The following is a 17366-nucleotide window of genomic DNA, read 5'->3' as shown; positions in this document are numbered from 1 at the left end:
TCCTCATTACGAGGAGTTTTTGTCGTTTTGCAAGTGAAATAGCGGAATTTCCTTGTGCGCGCACACATAAGTTTTTGAATAAATTGAGAAAATCTTGTGTTCATGAGATTAAATTGGGGAATAAGTGATGAGGGATGGATGTTGGAAAACAGTAGTCGGTGTTTTGTTGATTGGGAATGTGTGTATTGAGGGAAGTAGTACGAATAGTTTACTACATGTCACATTTGATCCAGAGCGTTTGGTGCCGGCGCGAAAAACACAGAGTACTACGGCAATACCCGATCGACCTAAGTCTCAAGCGGTATTGGCGAGGCAAAAAGATATGGCGGCGCGGATGGGATTATTTTTGGGAAATCGACCGCTTGGAGCGATGATCGAGCAAATTTTAAACCCTTTCGGAGCGGTTGCGGAGGGAAACGGTTACCGTGAGAGGAAGGAAATTTGGCAGGGATATTCCGCCTGGAAATGCGTTATGGAATTAGGAAGACTGTCTGCCTACTTTCAGGAAGTCAGTCAATGGCCCTTTGCCGGTGGGGCGCTTTCTGAACGCGTCCAGCGCTATCGGATGCAGGCACGGATCGCGAGCCTCTATCAAATGCAGTTTGGACTCTTATTACTGGCCCTTATACCCGAAGAACGACAAGCACTAAACGAGGTCATCACTATACGTATAGAAGATTGTTTCACGGATCTCGAGCGTTCCAATAGTGCCAATAGCATACGGGCACGTTTTAAACCGATTCGAGAGGCGTTGTTTGGGAAGATAAAAACTCTTACGGATGATGACTCGATCACCGAGGAAAGTCCTGTGGCATTTTTAGAGACCGGTGATGAAGAGCGGATTTTCTGGAAAGAGATGCCATTAACGATGGTGTCTGTGGCACTGACGGTATGGTCGTTTTTTTTCGAGAATATGGCGCAATTTTTTCGCCGAGAAGGAGGTAACGAAGAGCTTGCTCAACAGTATGCGACGCGCGCGATGTTTGTGGGGTATTATCGCAACGCGGTATGGTCACTGATTGATCCGAAAAAAACAATTCAAGGCATCCAAAAGGAACTAATGTATTTTCGCGCAAATATTACCCTCTTTATCTCCGATCGGAACAATGCGCCATTGCAATCAGCTTTTGATTTTCTATTCGAGCGTTTGTTTTCAAAAAGCCTTCGCTTTATCAATGGAAGAGTAAATACGGGAAACGGGGAGAAACTACTCACAGAACAAGAAAAAAGAGCGCTTGGATTTTAAAGGTCATTGATTTCTTCGATGCGGTGACGTCGGGTATCGAAAAATCGACGAACGAGTTCGTAGCAGGATTCCTTTAGAACATCTTGCTTGATAACGGGCCGGTGATTGGTTTGTGGAAGATTTTGTAGCGAAAATGCACCGCCAAGACCGCCCATTTTAGGATCGGAAAAACCGAAAATAACCGTTCCGACGCGAGCCATAATCGTAGCACCGGAGCACATAGGGCAGGGCTCCTTGGTGACGTAAAGCGTCGTTTCATTGAGCCGCCAATCGCCGATAAATTGCGCTGCTTGGGTAATGGCGAGCATTTCGGCATGTGCAGTTGGATCATTGAGCGTTTTGACGCGGTTGTGTGCAGATGCAATGATTTGTTGTTGATAGACAATTACTGCGCCGACGGGAATTTCGTCGGCTTCATAGGCCTGGATAGCTTCGTTGTAGGCCATCGACATGAAAAATTCATCGTCTTTTTGGAGTTGTGAGGGGAATTTTTTCGGAAAAGGACACTGCATGTACATGATGTTTAGTAATGGCCAGTGTGGCGAAAAGTAAAAATTTTTGCTTTACAATTGAAAGCAGCACTTAGCATAAGACGCCGCTATGGTCAATGTTACATGGGGTTCGATCGTTTGTGTCCGCAACCATGCGGTGTTTTCGGCAGGGCATCATGTACATCATCATGAGGTTTTGAAGTTCACGGACACCGGTTCATTGTAAACGAAGGAACAGTATGATTCTGACGAACTCGGTGCTCGCCGCGGTTGGCTGTGTACTTATTTTGGCTTTATGCCGTGTCAATGTCGTGATTGCGTTAACGACAGGGGCATTTGTAGGTGGTATTTTAGGAGGATTTTCTCCTCAAAAGACGTTGGAGATTTTTGCATTGGGACTTGGTGGTGGTGCGAATATCGCTCTAAGCTATGGCATTCTCGGGGCGTTTGCGGCTGCGGTTGCCCATTCAGGAGTTCCGATTTGGTTATCCCAAAAAATAATTGCTTTTGTTCGACGTCCACGTGGAAAGCCTATTTTCGTAAAGGTCCTAATGTTTATCCTGATTGGTGGCTTGGCGATTGCTTCGCAAAATGCGATCCCAGTTCATATTGCGTTTATACCGATTCTTATTCCACCTTTGCTAGAAGTTTTTGCCGAACTACAGATCGATCGTCGTGTCGTCGGCAATCTCATTTCGTTTGGGATTATCTTTGCCTACATGTGGATTCCATATGGCTTTGGTAGTATCTTTTTAGAAAGCATTTTGCGAACCCATTTGGTCCAAAACGGTTTGTCAGTGAGTCTTAAGGAAGTAATGTTGGGTATGACGTTTCCGGCGATAGGGATGATTGTCGGGTTGCTATTATCGTTTTATCGTTACCGGAAGCCACGAGATTATAGTTGTACGAAAATTCATTCTATCCAGACCCGTGAGGAAAAACCGTGTACGCGTCGGGATATGATCGTTTCGAGTTCAGCAATTTTCGGAGCACTTGTTGTTCAAATTGTTTTAGAAAGTACCATTGCGAGCGCAATGGCAGGGTTCTTGATTTTTACGCTAGGCGGTGTTGTTGGCTGGCGCGAATCGGATAACGTCGTAACCCAGGGATTCAAAATGATGTCGCTCATTGCGTTTATCATGATTGCAGCTTCTGGATTTAGTGCAGTTCTACGTGCGACGGGCGATACACAAGCTCTCGTTCAGTGGCTAAGTGATGCAGTTCATGGCAATTCCTTCCTTGCAGCTTGTGGTATGTTATCCGTTGGGCTTTTGATTACAATGGGCATCGGTTCTTCATTTTCAACGGTTCCGATTATCGCCGGTATTTATGTTCCCTTGTGTTTGGAATTGGGCTTTAGTCCACTGGCGACAATCTGTATTGTCGGGGCAACAGCGGTAATTGGCGATGCGGGATCACCGGTATCGGATACGATGTTGGGTGTTACATCGGGACTCAATGCGGATGGCCAGCATGATCATATTTGGGATAGCTGCGTACCGGCGTTTATTGATTTCAATCTTCCGGTGATTGCGTTTGGGCTGCTCGGTGCGCTTTGGCTGTAAAAGAGGGAGTTTTTTATTTCCTTTTCAGCGAATCTGTGTACCGTCGGCGCCACTATGGTACGCGTTCGTTTTGCACCGAGTCCGACAGGGTTTTTTCATATTGGCGGGGCGAGGACCGCGCTGTTTAACTGGCTCTACGCGCGCCATACCGGGGGGACTTTTGTTTTACGCATAGAAGATACTGATCGCGAACGACATATTCCAGGGGCGACGGAGGTTATTTTTGACAGTCTTCATTGGCTTGGGCTCGATTGGGATGAAGGTCCGGAAGTCGGTGGGGATTATGGCCCTTATTTTCAGAGTCAACGTGATACAATTTACCAAGAATATTTGGAAATTCTCCGAAAAAACGATAAAGTCTACGAGCAAGAGGGGGCGATTTTCTTTCGAGTTTCACACGAACCGCAGCTCATTGACGATTTAATCCACGGGCCTGTTTACCGTGCGGAGGAAAAAGATTTTGTAATCTTTCGCTCGAATGGGACACCGACCTTTCATTTTGTCAATGTGGTCGATGATGCTGCGATGCAGATTTCCCATGTGATTCGTGGGGCTGATCACTTATCGAATTCTAGCAAACATGTAGAGCTCTTCAAAGCACTCGGTGTGCAGCCGCCAAAATTTGCCCACATTCCGTTAATCTTAAAAACCAATGGAGCGGGGAAGATGAGTAAGCGCGAAACCGGAGCCCTGGTTGAAGATTATCATAAACAGCACTTTATTCCCGAAGCACTACGCAATTACCTTTGTTTACTCGGGTGGTCTCCCAAAGATGATCGCGAAATTATGCCGATTGAAGAAGTGATTCGTCTCTTTGATCTCCCTGAAATTAACAAGACGAATGCCCGTTTCGATGAACGTAAATTAGCCTACATGAATGCGGAATACATTAAAAATATGCCGCTCGAAGAATTTTTACGCCGCGGGAAGGAATTACTCGATGTTCATACGGATGAAGCCTATATCGACCAAGTCCTGACGATTTGCCAAGAAAAGCTACGTTCATTTACCGAATTAGGGCGTTTTGTAGAATACTTTTTCGATGAAAACTTTGAGCGTCCGCAAGCAGAGTGGGAAAAGTTATCGAAATTCAATCCGCGTCCACGTCTCGAAGAATTTTTAAATGCTGCCGATGCGTTAACAGAATTCAACGAAACGAATTTGGAACAGATGATTCACGATCTTTCCGAACAACATGGCGTTAAAACCGGGGACTATATTCATACGGTTCGCTTTGCGGTCTCTGGACGCGGTGTTGGTCCGAGCTTTTATCGGATGTTGCCTGTCCTCGGTAAGAAACGGGTATTAGCACGTATTCGTCGGACACTCGAAATCTTTCAATCTTAAAAAACATGATTCTAACAAATTCGGTTCTCGTTGCGATTGCGAGCGTTCTTGGGCTTGCGCTCCTTCGGGTAAACGTAGTGATTGCGCTGACAGCAGGTGCGATTTTAGGGGGGACTTTGGGTGGATTTTCCGTTCCCAAAACACTCGAGATTTTTGCTTCAGGTCTCGGTGGCGGTGCGAATATCGCCCTAAGCTATGGGATTTTAGGTGCTTTTGCAGCAGCCGTAGCGCATTCTGGTGTTCCCATTTGGCTATCGCAAAAAGTCATTCACTTTGTTACGAGTCGAGAAAGTCATCGTCGACTTCACCTCAAAGCGCTCATTTTTGTTTTTATTGGTTTGATTGCCATTGCCTCGAAAAACATACTTCCGGTCCATATTGCGTTTATACCGATTCTCATTCCACCTTTGCTAGAAGTTTTTGCCGAGCTCCAGATTGATCGCCGTTTATTGAGTAATTTATTAGCCTTTGGTCTGATTTTTGCGTACATGCTGATTCCGTATGGCTTTGGGAGCATTTTTTTAGATAGCATTCTCCGTGAAAATTTACTCCAATACGGTGTTTCGGTCAGTCTGAAAGAAATTGTTCTCGGCATGGCATTACCGGCATTCGGAATGGTTGTCGGGCTTGTGTTATCGCTCTACCGTTATCGGAAGCCTCGGCATTATGATCGCAACAAAACGCGTTCTGTCCATGCGACGGAAGAAGAACCTTGTACGCGTTGGGATATCATTGTTTCGGGGTTGGCGATTTTAGGCACACTGATCGTCCAAATTATTTTGGAAAACACCATTGCGAGTGCGATGACGGGATTTTGTATCTTTACGCTTGGTGGTGTTGTCGGGTGGCATGAGTCGGACAATATCGTGACACAGGGGTTTAAAATGATGTCGCTGATTGCGTTTATTATGATCGCGGCCTCGGGTTTCAGTGCCGTACTCCAAGCAACAGGCGATACGCAGGCACTTGTCAGTTGGTTGACCGAAGCCGTCCACGGTAGCCCTTTTCTCGGTGCTTTAGGCATGTTACTCGTTGGGCTCCTCATTACCATGGGTATCGGATCATCGTTTTCCACAGTACCGATTGTCGCGGGGATTTGTGTTCCATTATGCGTCGAGCTAGGTTTTAGCCCTTTAGCGACCGTTTGTCTCATTGGGGCGACGGCGGCGTTGGGCGATGCGGGATCGCCGGTTTCCGATACAATGTTGGGCGTTACGTCAGGACTTAATGCCGATGGACAGCATGATCATATTTGGGATAGCTGTGTGCCGGCGTTTATTTATTTCAATCTCCCGGTGATGGGATTTGCGCTCATTGGCGCACTGTGCCTCTAAGCCATGCGTCCGCGGTTTTCGAAAAAAATCCAGAACCTTATTGCCGATTTCCGTGGACTACCACGTGATACTTCGATCGCAGTGGAGCGTGAGGAGGTTCCCATAGAAACAATCGCCAAGCGTCTTATCGAAAAATACATTCAAACACCGGAAGCTCGAACGCATTCCACGATTGTCGATCAGTGGCCTTTGATTGTCGGTGAGCCCTTGCAGAAATTTTCAAAACCGGAGCGCGTCAATGCCCAGGGAATTTTGTTTGTGAATGTCAACAACAGCACCATACGCCAAGAACTGACATTCCGCCAAAAGGAAATCCTTAAAAAAATTCAACAACTCTGTCCCCAAAGCCGTATTCAGAAAATCGTCTTTAAACCTGCATGAGATCTTTTTCTTTCGAAGCAAGTAATTTGGCGATTTCGTCGATGGCGTTATCCGTGAGTTTCTGAACCTCTTTATCGAGACGCTTCATTTCATCTTCGGTGACTGTACCGGCTTTTTGGAGTTTTTTAAAGCTTTCCAGTGCATCCCTACGAATAGAACGAATCGCAACACGCCCAGCTTCGGCCATCGTATTGGCGACCTTCACCAGTTCTTTACGGCGCTCCCCACTCATTTCCGGAACGGTACAGCGAATAAGCGTGCTCTGCGAAATCGGTGTTAGACCGATATTGGCTGTTAGGATTGCCTTTTCAATACACGGTACAGAAGATTTATCCCAGGGTTGAATCTGGATCGTCCGTACATCGGGTGTCGTAATGGCTGCAATTTCCTTAATCCGCATACTGCTTCCGTAGACATCCGCGATAAGATTTTCGACCATCGACGTTGAAGCCTTACCGGTATGGAGCGATGAAAATTCGCTATTCGTGTGTTCGACGGCCCTCGTCATAGCCGCTTTAATATTTTTTAGAGCCAAATCTGTTTCCATAAAATACTTATTCCCCAATCAATGTTCCGATAGGCTGTCCTTGAACTGCTTGTACAACTGAGTCTTCATCATGTCCATTAAAAACACGGATAGGAATATTGTTTTCCCTACAAAGAATAAAGGCGGTCATGTCCATAACACAAAGGCCGAGCTGAAGGACTTCCGAATAGGTGAGGTGGTTAAATTTTTTAGCCTCCGGGTGTAATTTCGGGTCATAGTCGTAGACACCATCGACATTGGTTGCTTTAAGTAAGATATCCGCCTGAAGTTCGCAGGCGCGAAGTGCGGCCGCCGAATCAGTTGAAAAAAATGGATTCCCAGTACCACAACAAAATAAAACCACTTTCCCATCTCGTAATGCGGTTTCGCTATTGGTAACCGAAAAACGCTCTGCAATGCCTTCAATTTTAATCGAGCTCTGAATGGTTGCGGAAACCCCTTGTTGCGCTAAGACACTACGCAGTGCAAGTGCATTGATAGCCGTTGCAAGCATACCCATTTGGTCGGCATCCGTCCGCTTAAACCCGGAATTACGGTGGTTATACGTGTGTCCACGGAAGATGTTACCGCCCCCGAGCACGAGGGCTAATGCGACGCCGAACTTTTGGATTGCAACAATTTGCTGAGCAAACGCTTCGATCTTGGGTCTCGATAAACCGATACCGGTTTCACCCAGATATTCTCCGCTGACTTTGAGGACCACCCGTTGGTACACGCCCGTCAGCAGAGGGATTTTTCCTCAAAAAGCAACGCTTTACTCGGCCGCTTGTGTGTTTAACGCTTTTGCCCGGTCTTCTTCGTCCTTGAGAAACCTACTATATTCCGTTGTCCGAACATTTTCCGGGACAGCAGCTAGAGCCACAAGGGCCTCGCGGAAAGCATCGGCATCGAATTTATACGGGAATTGCGCCCTTTGGAGCATATGCATCGCCGACTGTTGGAATGAGGCTTGCTCATTCGCTGAAACCGCAGGAAGGTTCTGTGCCGTATCGCCCATCAAGCGGATCAGTGGACGCTGAGCAACTGCATTGATATTATCGATCCCTTGGTCAGCGTTTTGATCGATAGATTCAAAGAGTGCGACGTGCCAGCTATGGCGTTTTTCCGAGGTATCAGTGTTATCGATTGCTTGGAGAAGTTTTTTTTGTGCTTCGCCTGAAGTGAGTGCGGATAGCTGTGCCGCGAGATCCTGGTAGAGCGCCTTCCCCTTTTCCTGGACATCGGTACTTGCATGGCTGTGTTGGATAATTTTTGAAGGCGTATTGACGAGCTCATTTTGCGCACGTTCCGAAAGTAGGGAAGCGCTGGTGATTAACTTTTGAGTTGTTTCTGTTGCCTTCAGTAACTCTTCGGAAGTAGTTTCGCGCCCCGAGATATTGAGCACGAGCTGATCCATCGTGGCGTCCGGAATCATATTTCCCTGCTCGCGGGCATTCTGTATTTGGTCTTCGATAGTGTTAAAAATTTCCGTTTTTGTTCTCATCGAAGAGGCGAACGGCAGCGCATCGCGTACCCCCATGTTACTCCCATCCCGTGGACGACTAATGTTATTGCTTAAGTCTATATTTCCCATACCCAGAGAGTAGATTTATGAAATATTTACACAATGGCAATCAAATTTTCTGCTCCGCACGTTGGTAGGCATCGGTCTTGAGCGCTGTTTTCAGGTCTTGAAGTGATTGCTGCGTCTGCTGCATCGCTTGCTCGACAGTTGTCGTTACGGGTGTGTGACCAAAGAGATAAAACTTAATTTTCGGCTCTGTACCACTACCTCGAACGGCGTAACGGCTCCCATCAGCGAGATCCAAGATAAAGAAAGATTGCGACGGAATTTGTTTCCCATCGGCATCGTAGATCGTATCGCGGGTGAAATCCGTGACATGCGCAACCGGAACTCCATGGATTTCCTTGGGGGGATTTTGAGAGTAGGATGTTAAAATATTTTGAATTTTTTGCGCGCCCGTAGCACCCTCAAAGTAGAGATTGATCTGCGATTCCGCATAGTAGCCGTACTTTTGATAGAGTTCGTCGCGAAAATCAATCAGTGTTTTCCCTTGTTGCCGTAAAAACGCGTAGAGTTCGCAAATCATCAGGGCAGCGGCGTTTGCATCCTTGTCGCGTACATTATTACTGGCGAGGTAGCCGTAACTTTCTTCGCCACCGAAGGCAAAAAAAGTACTATCGCGCAAAAGTAGGGCACGACGTTCGTCGGCAGGCGTTTCGACGTAGTCGATTTTCGGCTGTTGGCGTGCTTCGAGTTTTTTCTGGAGTTGCTGCTCGTAGTCATTGAGCTTTTCGCCGATCCATTTAAAACCTGTCAGCGTATTGATGCACTTCACGCCGTGATGTTGAGCGATTTTTTCTTGCAGCGGCGTTGTAACAAAGGTCTTAATGAACGCGACATTATCACCGCCCGATTGTGGAATCCATCCTAACTCTTTCATCCGACTCAGACGAAATTCCTCGAGAAGTGCGCCTGTGAGGTTACCAGTAAATGGCACGAATTCTCCATTTTGATCATGTACAGCAATCGCGATGCGATCGGCGTCGGGATCTGTCCCAATAACTAGTTCCGTACCCGATTTTTTTGCCTGTTGAACGGCGAGCGTTAGGGCCTCGAAATTTTCAGGATTTGGAGAGACGACCGTCGGGAAGCGTGGATCATGTGCCATCTGAGCTTCAACTGGAAAAACTTTAACGCCCAGCTCACGTAACAATGGAACGGAAATGATATCCCCTGTGCCATGAATGGGTGTAAAGACGACCTCGATCGGTGTTTTTTTAAAGGTTTCCGGCTCGAAAAGGTTTGTTTTGAGCTCTTGGATGTAGGCACGATCGGCTTCGGCGTCAAAATATTGAAGTGCGACCGGTTGACGTTCGATTGTCGTTAAAACTTCGACAGCTTCCCGTAGTGAAACCCTTTTAAAGTTTTCAATAATCGCCGAGGCATGGGGATCAACCACTTGAGCTCCATCCCGGAAATACACCTTATAGCCGTTGTCATGGGCAGGATTATGGCTCGCCGTAATCACAATACCCGCAATCGCGCGGTATTTGCGAACGGAAAAGCTGAGTTGTGGCGTCGATCGAGGACCCTCAAAAAGTAGCGCTTTCCCGCCTAAGAGGTTCCAGATGCGAGCGGTAATCTGCGCAAACTTTTCGGAAAAATGACGCACATCATGTGCAATGACGAGTCGGAGGCCATTCGTATCCTGCGTTTTACAATAGCGGAAGAGGGCAATTGTCGCCCGAGCAATATTGAAATCATTTAAATATGCGCTGCCAACAGCGGCGTGTTCCGGTGCTTCAAATGCAGATCCGATGCCCTGTTCAGCCTTGGTAACATACTCCGCAATCGTACGGCTCCGCATTCCGCCCGTCCCAAAGGCGAGGTTTTGAAAGAAACGATTATTGAGCTCATCCCAGCGCTTTTGAACGATACATTCTTCGATGGATTGTTGTCCCCATTCAGGGAGATCGTGCAGCCAGGCCTCGCAGTTTTTTGCTGCTTCTGGTAATAAAAATCCCGCCGTTACGGCCGCTTCTAAGCGCAGATCCATACCGGCAGGACTCTAATGAAAAAAATCGAAAACGAAAGCGAAAATTTTTACGATTCCTCGTCGTCCATATTGTTTTTATCGGCAAACTGCATGACCTCGTCGAGCGTCGTCTCGCCTTTCTTGACGTGATCCCAGGAACATTCTTGGAGTGTTCGCATTCCCTCCGAAATCGCAACCCGTCGAATCTCGCGAGCCGGGGCGTTTTTGATAATACACTGCTGGATTTTGTCGCTGATGACTAGAATTTCATGGACCGCGAGCCGACCCTTGAATCCGTTTTTACACTTGTCACACCCTTTACCGACCATAATCTTATCCAAAAACTGTAGTTCATCTTTGTGATTATGGACACGAAGCGCACGAAGTGCGTAATCGAGTTGTTCCGGCGTGTAGTTGGCTTTAGTGGCGCAGTGCGGACAAATCCGTCGAACAAGACGTTGCGCAACGACAAGTTGCAACGAAGAGGCCAGGAGAAATGGCTCAAGCCCCATATCGCAAAGACGGGAAACCGCTCCGGCCGCATCATTTGTATGGAGGGTACTCAAGACAAGGTGTCCCGTAATCGAAGCACGGATTGCGATGTCAGCGGTCTCGCCATCGCGAATCTCACCGATCATCACGACATCGGGGTCCTGACGTAAGATCGAACGCAATGCACTCGCAAACGTCATCCCAATATCGGACTGAACCTGACACTGATTGATTCCCGCGATTTCGTACTCGACTGGGTCTTCGACTGTAATAATGCGGATTTCCGGGTCTTCGATTTTTCGGATGCATGCGTTCAACATCGTCGATTTTCCGGATCCCGTGGGACCGGTCACCAAGACAATTCCGTGAGGACGGGTAATCGCGTTAACAACTTGATCGAATTCCTTCTCGCCAAGGCCCATTTTCTCGAGTTGTACCGGCGCTTCACCAAGATTGAGTAGACGTAAGCTAATGCTCTCGCCATAGGTAATCGGAAGTGTCGAAACACGGATGTCGATCGAGGTATCACCGGAGCGAAACGCGATACGTCCATCTTGTGGACGACGTTTTTCCGAAATATTGAGCTTCGCCATGATTTTCAATCGCGAGATAATCGCTGACTGAAAAAGCACGAGGTTTGGGGGTAAGCTGACGGGAACCAGTGCACCGTCGATTCGGTAGCGAATCTGTAAGGAGTTTTTTTGCGGCTCGAAGTGAATATCGGTCGCGCGATCGCGTAATGCCTGTTTGATCAGCTCATTGACGAACTTGATCACGACCGCATCTTCGTCCTCCTGTTCAACTTCTTTCTTTTCGACGAGCCCAACGCCATCGGCAGCACCATCTAAAAAGCTTCCCGCGCCAACACCGAAACGCTCGTTAATGAATTTTCGAATATCCGCGGCTGGTCCGAGGCAGTACTGAAAATCTTTTGTTGAAGAAGCTTTAATCCATTTCTTCATATTCCCATCCGGAGGCCAGCCAAAAACGAGCCCTTGTTTTTGACCTTCGCCCAGATCAATTGGTAAGCAAGAATACTCCAAAATGAGCTTTTCAGGCAAGATCGACGTCACACCTTGCGAAACAGAGAATTTGGGCTGAAACGGCATCTGTGTCGCATTGGACAGCCACTCGTATGCGCCGTTAATATCCGCATTTAACTTTTCCGCGAGCAGTTCGATTTTTTTGTCGACGTGAAGCCCCGCGATCGCCTCTGGTAAATCCGGTGCTACCGAGGCGAAGAGTTTATCTAAAAAATTGTCCATGTGTCATCCCATATTAGAAGTCGAAATCATCCCAGTCGTCATCGAGCCAGTCGAAATCGTCGTCATCATCGTCCCAAAAGTCATCCCACTTGGAGTAGTTAGAATTTCCCTTGGAGGCAGTGTTTTTTGATGAACTGCTATCACTATTTCCATAAGCCACTTTCGCGCTACTTGTACCACTACCGCCCTTGTTATCCTTGGATTCTCCGAGTTTACAAAGAGCCCGATCGTTATCAATCAACACTTCCAGTGTCTGATTTTGGACATCATACTTCCCTGCCTTATAATGGAGTGGCGTCGGAAATTGCTGGTTAATGATTTGGTAAACGAAGTCAGTTTTGATTTTTTCGTGAATCACATACTCGCGGTAGCCGTTGATGCTTAAAAATCCAACGAATGACAAATCCCGTTTCGACAACGGAGGTTCCGGCTTTTTAACCGGTATTGTTTGTGCTGCTGTGCTTGTCTTAATGACTGGCTTAGAGCGAGGTTTCCGATCACCGAATGGCGACCGTTGTTCCAGCCCACGTGAACTGTAGGCTACGTTTGCTTGTGGACCTGTTTCTCCGACGACATTGGCGACTCCCAAAAGGGGGAGTCCGTAACCGATGAACTTGAATAAACGTATCATTGTGCTTCCCCCTAGTTCGTGTTATTGAGCTCTACGATTACTTCTCCGACCCCGTGCCTTCGACATTCCAGCGTCTAATTTTTTTTGAGTCGAGGTTTGAACTTTGGACTGAGAATGAACATGTTCGCTTCGACGTCCGCGAGATCGCTTGCGCGAGTTGTCCGCACCTCTTTCGGACTCAGCAGGTGATTTCGAGACTGTTTTTCCTTTATTAGCGGATTCCTCATGGTGACGTCCGCGGCGAGAATGCTGATTCGTTTTGCTCTTGGAAGAATCCCTGGAGGTTTTTTTGGATTTTTCCCTTGTATTAGAGGCTGCGTGTCGGCGTTGACGGCGCGTTTTCTTGCTATTTTGTTTTTCCTGAGGCGGGTTTGCCTTTTGTGAAGGTTGTTCAATGACCGGCAGAGTTTCCTCTATGATAGGTTCAGTTTCCGGAACACCTTTATGTGGTTGTCGATGGGAACCAGGCCCTTGAGGAGATTCCTTCTCGGGGAAAAATCCCTTCGTTGGGTCTTCAAGCGTAGTGTGTGGGAAAGGTTTGGAAGGTAGCAAATCACCACCAGTTTTTTTATAGTAATCGATGTCTTCTTTAATCGATGTCCGTGCAACCTGTTGATCCAGATAGGCTGCTTCATCTTGAGGCCGCAGGATAATTGTCGGCTTAATGAAGATAATTAATTCCGTTGTTAACTCCTCACGTTTCCTGGGGGAAAGAAGATCTCCAATAAGGGGTATATCACCAATTAAGAAGAGTTTTCCCCTCATTGTGTCAGTCTTACGCTCTTTAAATCCTGCAAGCACAATGACATCGCCGTTGGCAACACTAACAAAAGAATTAATTTCCTTGTCTGTAATGACGGGGCATTCCAAAGATGCAATCTTAGCATTTTCAGTTTTTTGGGAAATTCTTTGCTCAATTTCCATTTGGATGATACCATTATTGCCAATAAGCGGTGTGACTTTTAGCTCGAGACCAACATTTTCATACTTGATCTGGATACGCTCTTGGGCGTCTTTACTATCACTCTTAGTCGAAGAGTCGAGGAATGGACGTTTTTCACCAATCTTGAAGTTTGCCTTGCGGTTGTGCGTCGTTACCAATGTCGGCGTCGAGAGAATTTTGACATTAGTGTCTGATTGTGCGACTTTAAAGACGGCGTCTAGAGAAAAGTTTCTTAAACTCCCTGTAAAGGTTCCTTTGTTTGCATGGGCAAGATTAAAGTTAATTTCATGGAGAGTTTTAGCTCCAGCTGCGATGGTTCCAGCAACTGCGCCTGTACCCGTCCCATCATCACTAGTACTACCAGCCGATCCACTTGTACTTCCAGTCTTAGCTGTTGTAGTGCCTCCATTTTTTGTGCCATTGACTCTATTGAAATCAACTCCAAAGCTATCGAGGCCGGACTGTTGACCCTCCGTATACGTAACTTGGGCGACGATGACTTCGATGCGGACCTGGTCGAGGAGGACATCGAGATTATTGATCAAATTGCGGATCTGTTGGAGGTCAGAGGCCGTTCCGTAGACGATGATCGAATTGCTGCGTTCATCAGCTTCGAGTGTTAGGTTGGCGGAAAATTGCGCCGTTTGTTCCTCTCCAATTTCACCAGGCACCTGTTGAGACGAGATAAATTCGCTATAAGAATTGCTGATTTGCTGGTTGCTTCGTGAGCCGCTTGCCGCTTGAGCAAGTGCATTCGCAAGTGCACCCTGTGCCGTCATCTGAGCTTGTTGGCGTTCAAAGGCCATTTTGTTCTCCTTTTCAATCCGAGAGCGTTGCTCTTTGACGATTTTAGAGACAATTTCGGTAATCTTTTTCGCATCACCGTGTTTAATGCGCATCACCTCTGAACGCAACAATAGCTCGCATTTATTGTCGAGTTGTTTGGCGATATTTTCGATGATCGAGAGGTTTGCAGGAGGGGTAATGATAATCAACTGATTGCTCGAATCGTCGCAGTCAATCGTCATGTTTGAAAGGTATTTTTTCAACGCCCCGCGTTTGAGTTGATCGAATTTTTTGACCACACTCGATGCCTTAACGTTGTTGAGCGGGATAAATTTGATCTCCTCGATCATTTTAATCGGTGTATCGGTGCGCTCCACGAGATTTTCGACACGCCGAAGGTTGGCCATTGTATCGGTGATAAAGAGCGAGTTGGAAGCTGTAAAGACCACGACATTCGAAACGCTGGGAGTTAGAATTGGCTTCACGAGACGGTTGAATTCATTCGCATCAAGGTAATTGAGTTTAAAGAACTTGGAGCAAATGTGCTGATTCGGCTCATAGATCTGCAGTGAATCATCAACAATCTCTGGTGACTGTGAAATAGCCCGTTTGCTATCGACCGCTTTGAGAAATTTTTCTCCCATATCAACGATCGCGATACCGTTCAAGCTCAATACGCTCTCGACGGCGGAAATCGCCTCTAATCGGGTGATGGGTTCTTGAATGTCGATCGAAATCTTACCAATCGAGGTTGGGAGTTTCTCAACGAGTGCCGTCCGTCCTGTGAGCTTTTCGAGAACACCAATCACGTCACGAGGCTCAGCGTTGGTTAGCACGAGCTGATTGACAATGTCATCATCGGGTTCCAGAGGATATGGATCCGCTGGCGCAGGGTATCCAGCTCCACCTGGCGGTAAAGCCCCGGGTGCCGATGCTGTTGCTACCGGTGCATTTGCGGCGACCGCTGTATTGTGGTTCCAGAGAAGCGACGCTGAAACCGCGAGCGGAAATAGCCCTAATACGAAGTATCTTCCTTTTGTCATAACCATCCCTTTATTGTTTACTTATAAAAATGTTTCATTCGACGAGATCCTTACTCCCATTCCACATGATAAGCTTTTCGTCGAGATCGTACGAGCCCAAAATCCGCGCGACGAGGGTATTGGGATCTTGGTCGGCCTTAATATCGAGTGCGGAGAGGCTGATTGTTGCCCGTAACTTGGCTCCCGAGAGGTCGAGCGACATGCTATCGATGCAGAGGGCGTAATCGGGGATCTCGACAGCATTATCAAAGGCCAAAATATCGGCAAAATAGGCGTCGCTGAGCGTGATAGAAACCTTGTTAAACGAAAAGAACTTCCCGTTCACGGTCTCTGGGATCCCGTTAATGGTGTGCTTTAGCGATAAGCGTTTGGCGGCATTTTGGACGAGCGTCATGAGTTCCGAGCGATCGATGCGTTTCCGACTCCGAATATCATCAATTACGTCTTGGAAATGTTTATCGATGTCTTTTTCTCGGCTAAGCCAGCTGTTTTGTTCTTTGTTTTTCTCCTCATTTGCGGATTTGAGCACTCGGTAGGTTTTACAAGCTTTAACGTTCATTGTAATCCCCACAAGGGCGACAACACCGAGCACGGCAGCGATGGCGATACTTTCGCTGGGCTTGAGGAGAGAGAAAAAAGTTTTGAGGGTTGAAGGTTTTTTCATAATTTTCTAAAAGTTAGGGAGAGGGAAAATTGGATATGGGCCTCGTTGTCAAGACCTTCGTTGACAAGTTTTACGATCCTAAACTGCTGGGACTCTTCGAGTGCCCGCTGAAAACGCTCGGATTCTTCGAGTGAGGTCGCGACGCCCCGGATTTCAAAATTCTCGCCTTCAGAGGTATGCAGCGATTTAAACAGGATCGACTCTGGTCGCAATGCGTTGATTTTATCGAGACCGCGGAAGTAAGCCTGCTTGCGGTCGGAAAAGAGCTCCAGTTCATGGGCGCGATCATCTTTACTTTGAACGCTCTTCACTTGCTTTTCCTTGGCGGTGAGCTTGCGTGAAACCCGTACTTGATGTCCTGCTAGGGATCTAAATAAGAACCAACCGCCGACAGTCGCTAAAATTACGGCAACCGAAGCGACGCTAACGATTCGCGTAATATTGGCTGTACGTTTGTTATTTTCAGTGACTTTTTTCAATAACCCAACTTGCATGTTGATCGCGTGGAGGCGCAGGTCGTTGTAAGGGATCTCGAGAACTTTTTCGAACGCATCGCTGCCGGCATTGGTCCGCCAGGTGTAGTGGACAACGAGACCAAATTCGCGCACTGGTATTACCTCAACAATTTCAACAACAGGAATCTCGCTACGATCCGGGATCTCCTCGCTAAAGGTCAGCTCTCCATTGACGTCGCGTTGAAAAAAGGTTTCGTGCTCTTGATGCTTCAAAATTGCTCGATTAATCGAAGGATCGAAAATCGGTATAAAGCAATCGGGGAGAAGGTAAGTCGCATTAAGGGCATTGGTGTCGAGGTCTTTGATGCGAGATTTGAGTGCGGAAAAAATCTGAATGTTTCCAGAGGTGGTGTTCTCAAAATACCCCCAAAAAATATCGTCCAACGGGAAGGGGCTCGAGGTCTCAAGTGAAATCGATACCTCACCTTCGATCGTCGCGGGATTGCTCTTTTCCGCCGGTCGCGGGCAGCTACTGATTAGGCAACACTCGCAGGGGATAAGGTAAGCCTCTTCGCGGTCGAGCAACGTGCGCTGCTCCTGCCAGTTTGCGAATAAATCGGATAAATGGGCCATAATT

General features: G+C 47.2%; 15 protein-coding genes. 5 read left to right on the top strand and 10 right to left on the bottom strand.

Annotated features, from left to right (window positions below; translation table 11 throughout):
* Positions 1 to 127: 127 nt before the first annotated feature.
* On the top strand, positions 128 to 1246 hold the full coding sequence (locus LW808_000725) for a hypothetical protein (protein ID UPA28584.1): 1119 nt from the start codon (positions 128 to 130) through the stop codon (positions 1244 to 1246).
* Here the strand turns inward: LW808_000725 and LW808_000720 are convergent.
* Positions 1243 to 1764 (bottom strand): nucleoside deaminase, encoded by a 522-nt coding sequence (locus LW808_000720; GenBank protein ID UPA28583.1) that lies wholly within the window; start codon positions 1762 to 1764, stop codon positions 1243 to 1245. The genes LW808_000725 and LW808_000720 overlap by 4 nt on opposite strands.
* Before the next feature lie 212 nt (positions 1765 to 1976).
* Here LW808_000720 and LW808_000715 point away from each other — a divergent pair, with 212 nt between their 5' ends.
* Genes LW808_000715 through LW808_000700 form a run of 4 tightly spaced genes read left to right on the top strand, consistent with a single transcriptional unit; the run spans position 1977 to position 6364 of the window.
* On the top strand, positions 1977 to 3302 hold the full coding sequence (locus LW808_000715; GenBank protein UPA28582.1) for a sodium:proton antiporter: 1326 nt from the start codon (positions 1977 to 1979) through the stop codon (positions 3300 to 3302).
* Between the two features lie 54 nt (positions 3303 to 3356).
* Positions 3357 to 4649 (top strand): glutamate--tRNA ligase, encoded by a 1293-nt coding sequence (locus tag LW808_000710; GenBank protein UPA28581.1) that lies wholly within the window; start codon positions 3357 to 3359, stop codon positions 4647 to 4649.
* A gap of 5 nt (positions 4650 to 4654) precedes the next feature.
* Positions 4655 to 5983 carry a sodium:proton antiporter gene (locus LW808_000705; GenBank protein ID UPA28580.1) on the top strand — a complete coding sequence of 443 codons (1329 nt, stop codon included), beginning with the start codon at positions 4655 to 4657 and terminating at the stop codon, positions 5981 to 5983.
* Between the two features lie 3 nt (positions 5984 to 5986).
* Positions 5987 to 6364, top strand: coding sequence for a DUF721 domain-containing protein (locus tag LW808_000700; protein ID UPA28579.1), 378 nt, complete (start codon positions 5987 to 5989; stop codon positions 6362 to 6364).
* Here the strand turns inward: LW808_000700 and frr are convergent.
* From frr to LW808_000655, 9 genes are read right to left on the bottom strand one after another with little or no spacing between them, the layout of a single operon-like run.
* Positions 6351 to 6872 carry a ribosome recycling factor gene (gene frr / locus LW808_000695; GenBank protein UPA28578.1) on the bottom strand — a complete coding sequence of 174 codons (522 nt, stop codon included), beginning with the start codon at positions 6870 to 6872 and terminating at the stop codon, positions 6351 to 6353. The two genes, LW808_000700 and frr, sit on opposite strands and share 14 nt — an antisense overlap.
* Positions 6873 to 6918: 46 nt before the next feature.
* Positions 6919 to 7626, bottom strand: a complete 708-nt coding sequence (gene pyrH, locus LW808_000690) for a UMP kinase (GenBank protein UPA28577.1) — start codon at positions 7624 to 7626, stop codon at positions 6919 to 6921.
* Positions 7627 to 7665: 39 nt separating this feature from the next.
* Positions 7666 to 8484, bottom strand: coding sequence for a hypothetical protein (locus tag LW808_000685; protein ID UPA28576.1), 819 nt, complete (start codon positions 8482 to 8484; stop codon positions 7666 to 7668).
* Positions 8485 to 8524: 40 nt separating this feature from the next.
* The gene (locus LW808_000680; GenBank protein UPA28575.1) at positions 8525 to 10471 is read right to left on the bottom strand and encodes a phospho-sugar mutase; all 1947 of its coding nucleotides are present in this window, start codon (positions 10469 to 10471) and stop codon (positions 8525 to 8527) included.
* Between the two features lie 47 nt (positions 10472 to 10518).
* Complete coding sequence (locus tag LW808_000675; protein ID UPA28574.1) at positions 10519 to 12207, bottom strand: GspE/PulE family protein; 1689 nt, start codon at positions 12205 to 12207, stop codon at positions 10519 to 10521.
* Positions 12208 to 12220: 13 nt separating this feature from the next.
* Entirely contained in the window at positions 12221 to 12838 is a 618-nt protein-coding gene (locus LW808_000670) for a hypothetical protein (protein ID UPA28573.1), read from the bottom strand.
* Between the two features lie 21 nt (positions 12839 to 12859).
* The gene (locus LW808_000665; protein UPA28572.1) at positions 12860 to 15616 is read right to left on the bottom strand and encodes a hypothetical protein; all 2757 of its coding nucleotides are present in this window, start codon (positions 15614 to 15616) and stop codon (positions 12860 to 12862) included.
* 28 nt (positions 15617 to 15644) lie between these two features.
* Positions 15645 to 16274 carry a hypothetical protein gene (locus LW808_000660; GenBank protein ID UPA28571.1) on the bottom strand — a complete coding sequence of 210 codons (630 nt, stop codon included), beginning with the start codon at positions 16272 to 16274 and terminating at the stop codon, positions 15645 to 15647.
* Positions 16271 to 17362 (bottom strand): hypothetical protein, encoded by a 1092-nt coding sequence (locus tag LW808_000655; protein UPA28570.1) that lies wholly within the window; start codon positions 17360 to 17362, stop codon positions 16271 to 16273. Before LW808_000655 ends, LW808_000660 begins: the two co-directional genes overlap by 4 nt.
* Positions 17363 to 17366: the final 4 nt, after the last annotated feature.

This window comes from Verrucomicrobiota bacterium (assembly GCA_021294815.2).
Taxonomy (GTDB): domain Bacteria; phylum Verrucomicrobiota; class Verrucomicrobiia; order Opitutales; family LL51; genus LL51.
Note: the sequence above shows the minus strand (reverse complement) of the source record. Positions and strands in the feature narration are given on the sequence as shown.

Coding starts and splice junctions, on each gene's coding strand:
- LW808_000685 (UPA28576.1), bottom strand. CDS start 8,484: ATGGGAAATATAGACTTAAGCAATAACATTAGTCGTCCACGGGATGGG.
- LW808_000715 (UPA28582.1), top strand. CDS start 1,977: ATGATTCTGACGAACTCGGTGCTCGCCGCGGTTGGCTGTGTACTTATT.
- LW808_000670 (UPA28573.1), bottom strand. CDS start 12,838: ATGATACGTTTATTCAAGTTCATCGGTTACGGACTCCCCCTTTTGGGA.
- LW808_000705 (UPA28580.1), top strand. CDS start 4,655: ATGATTCTAACAAATTCGGTTCTCGTTGCGATTGCGAGCGTTCTTGGG.
- LW808_000680 (UPA28575.1), bottom strand. CDS start 10,471: ATGGATCTGCGCTTAGAAGCGGCCGTAACGGCGGGATTTTTATTACCA.
- LW808_000665 (UPA28572.1), bottom strand. CDS start 15,616: ATGGTTATGACAAAAGGAAGATACTTCGTATTAGGGCTATTTCCGCTC.
- LW808_000655 (UPA28570.1), bottom strand. CDS start 17,362: ATGGCCCATTTATCCGATTTATTCGCAAACTGGCAGGAGCAGCGCACG.
- LW808_000725 (UPA28584.1), top strand. CDS start 128: ATGAGGGATGGATGTTGGAAAACAGTAGTCGGTGTTTTGTTGATTGGG.
- LW808_000720 (UPA28583.1), bottom strand. CDS start 1,764: ATGTACATGCAGTGTCCTTTTCCGAAAAAATTCCCCTCACAACTCCAA.
- LW808_000660 (UPA28571.1), bottom strand. CDS start 16,274: ATGAAAAAACCTTCAACCCTCAAAACTTTTTTCTCTCTCCTCAAGCCC.
- LW808_000710 (UPA28581.1), top strand. CDS start 3,357: ATGGTACGCGTTCGTTTTGCACCGAGTCCGACAGGGTTTTTTCATATT.
- LW808_000675 (UPA28574.1), bottom strand. CDS start 12,207: ATGGACAATTTTTTAGATAAACTCTTCGCCTCGGTAGCACCGGATTTA.
- LW808_000700 (UPA28579.1), top strand. CDS start 5,987: ATGCGTCCGCGGTTTTCGAAAAAAATCCAGAACCTTATTGCCGATTTC.
- frr (UPA28578.1), bottom strand. CDS start 6,872: ATGACGAGGGCCGTCGAACACACGAATAGCGAATTTTCATCGCTCCAT.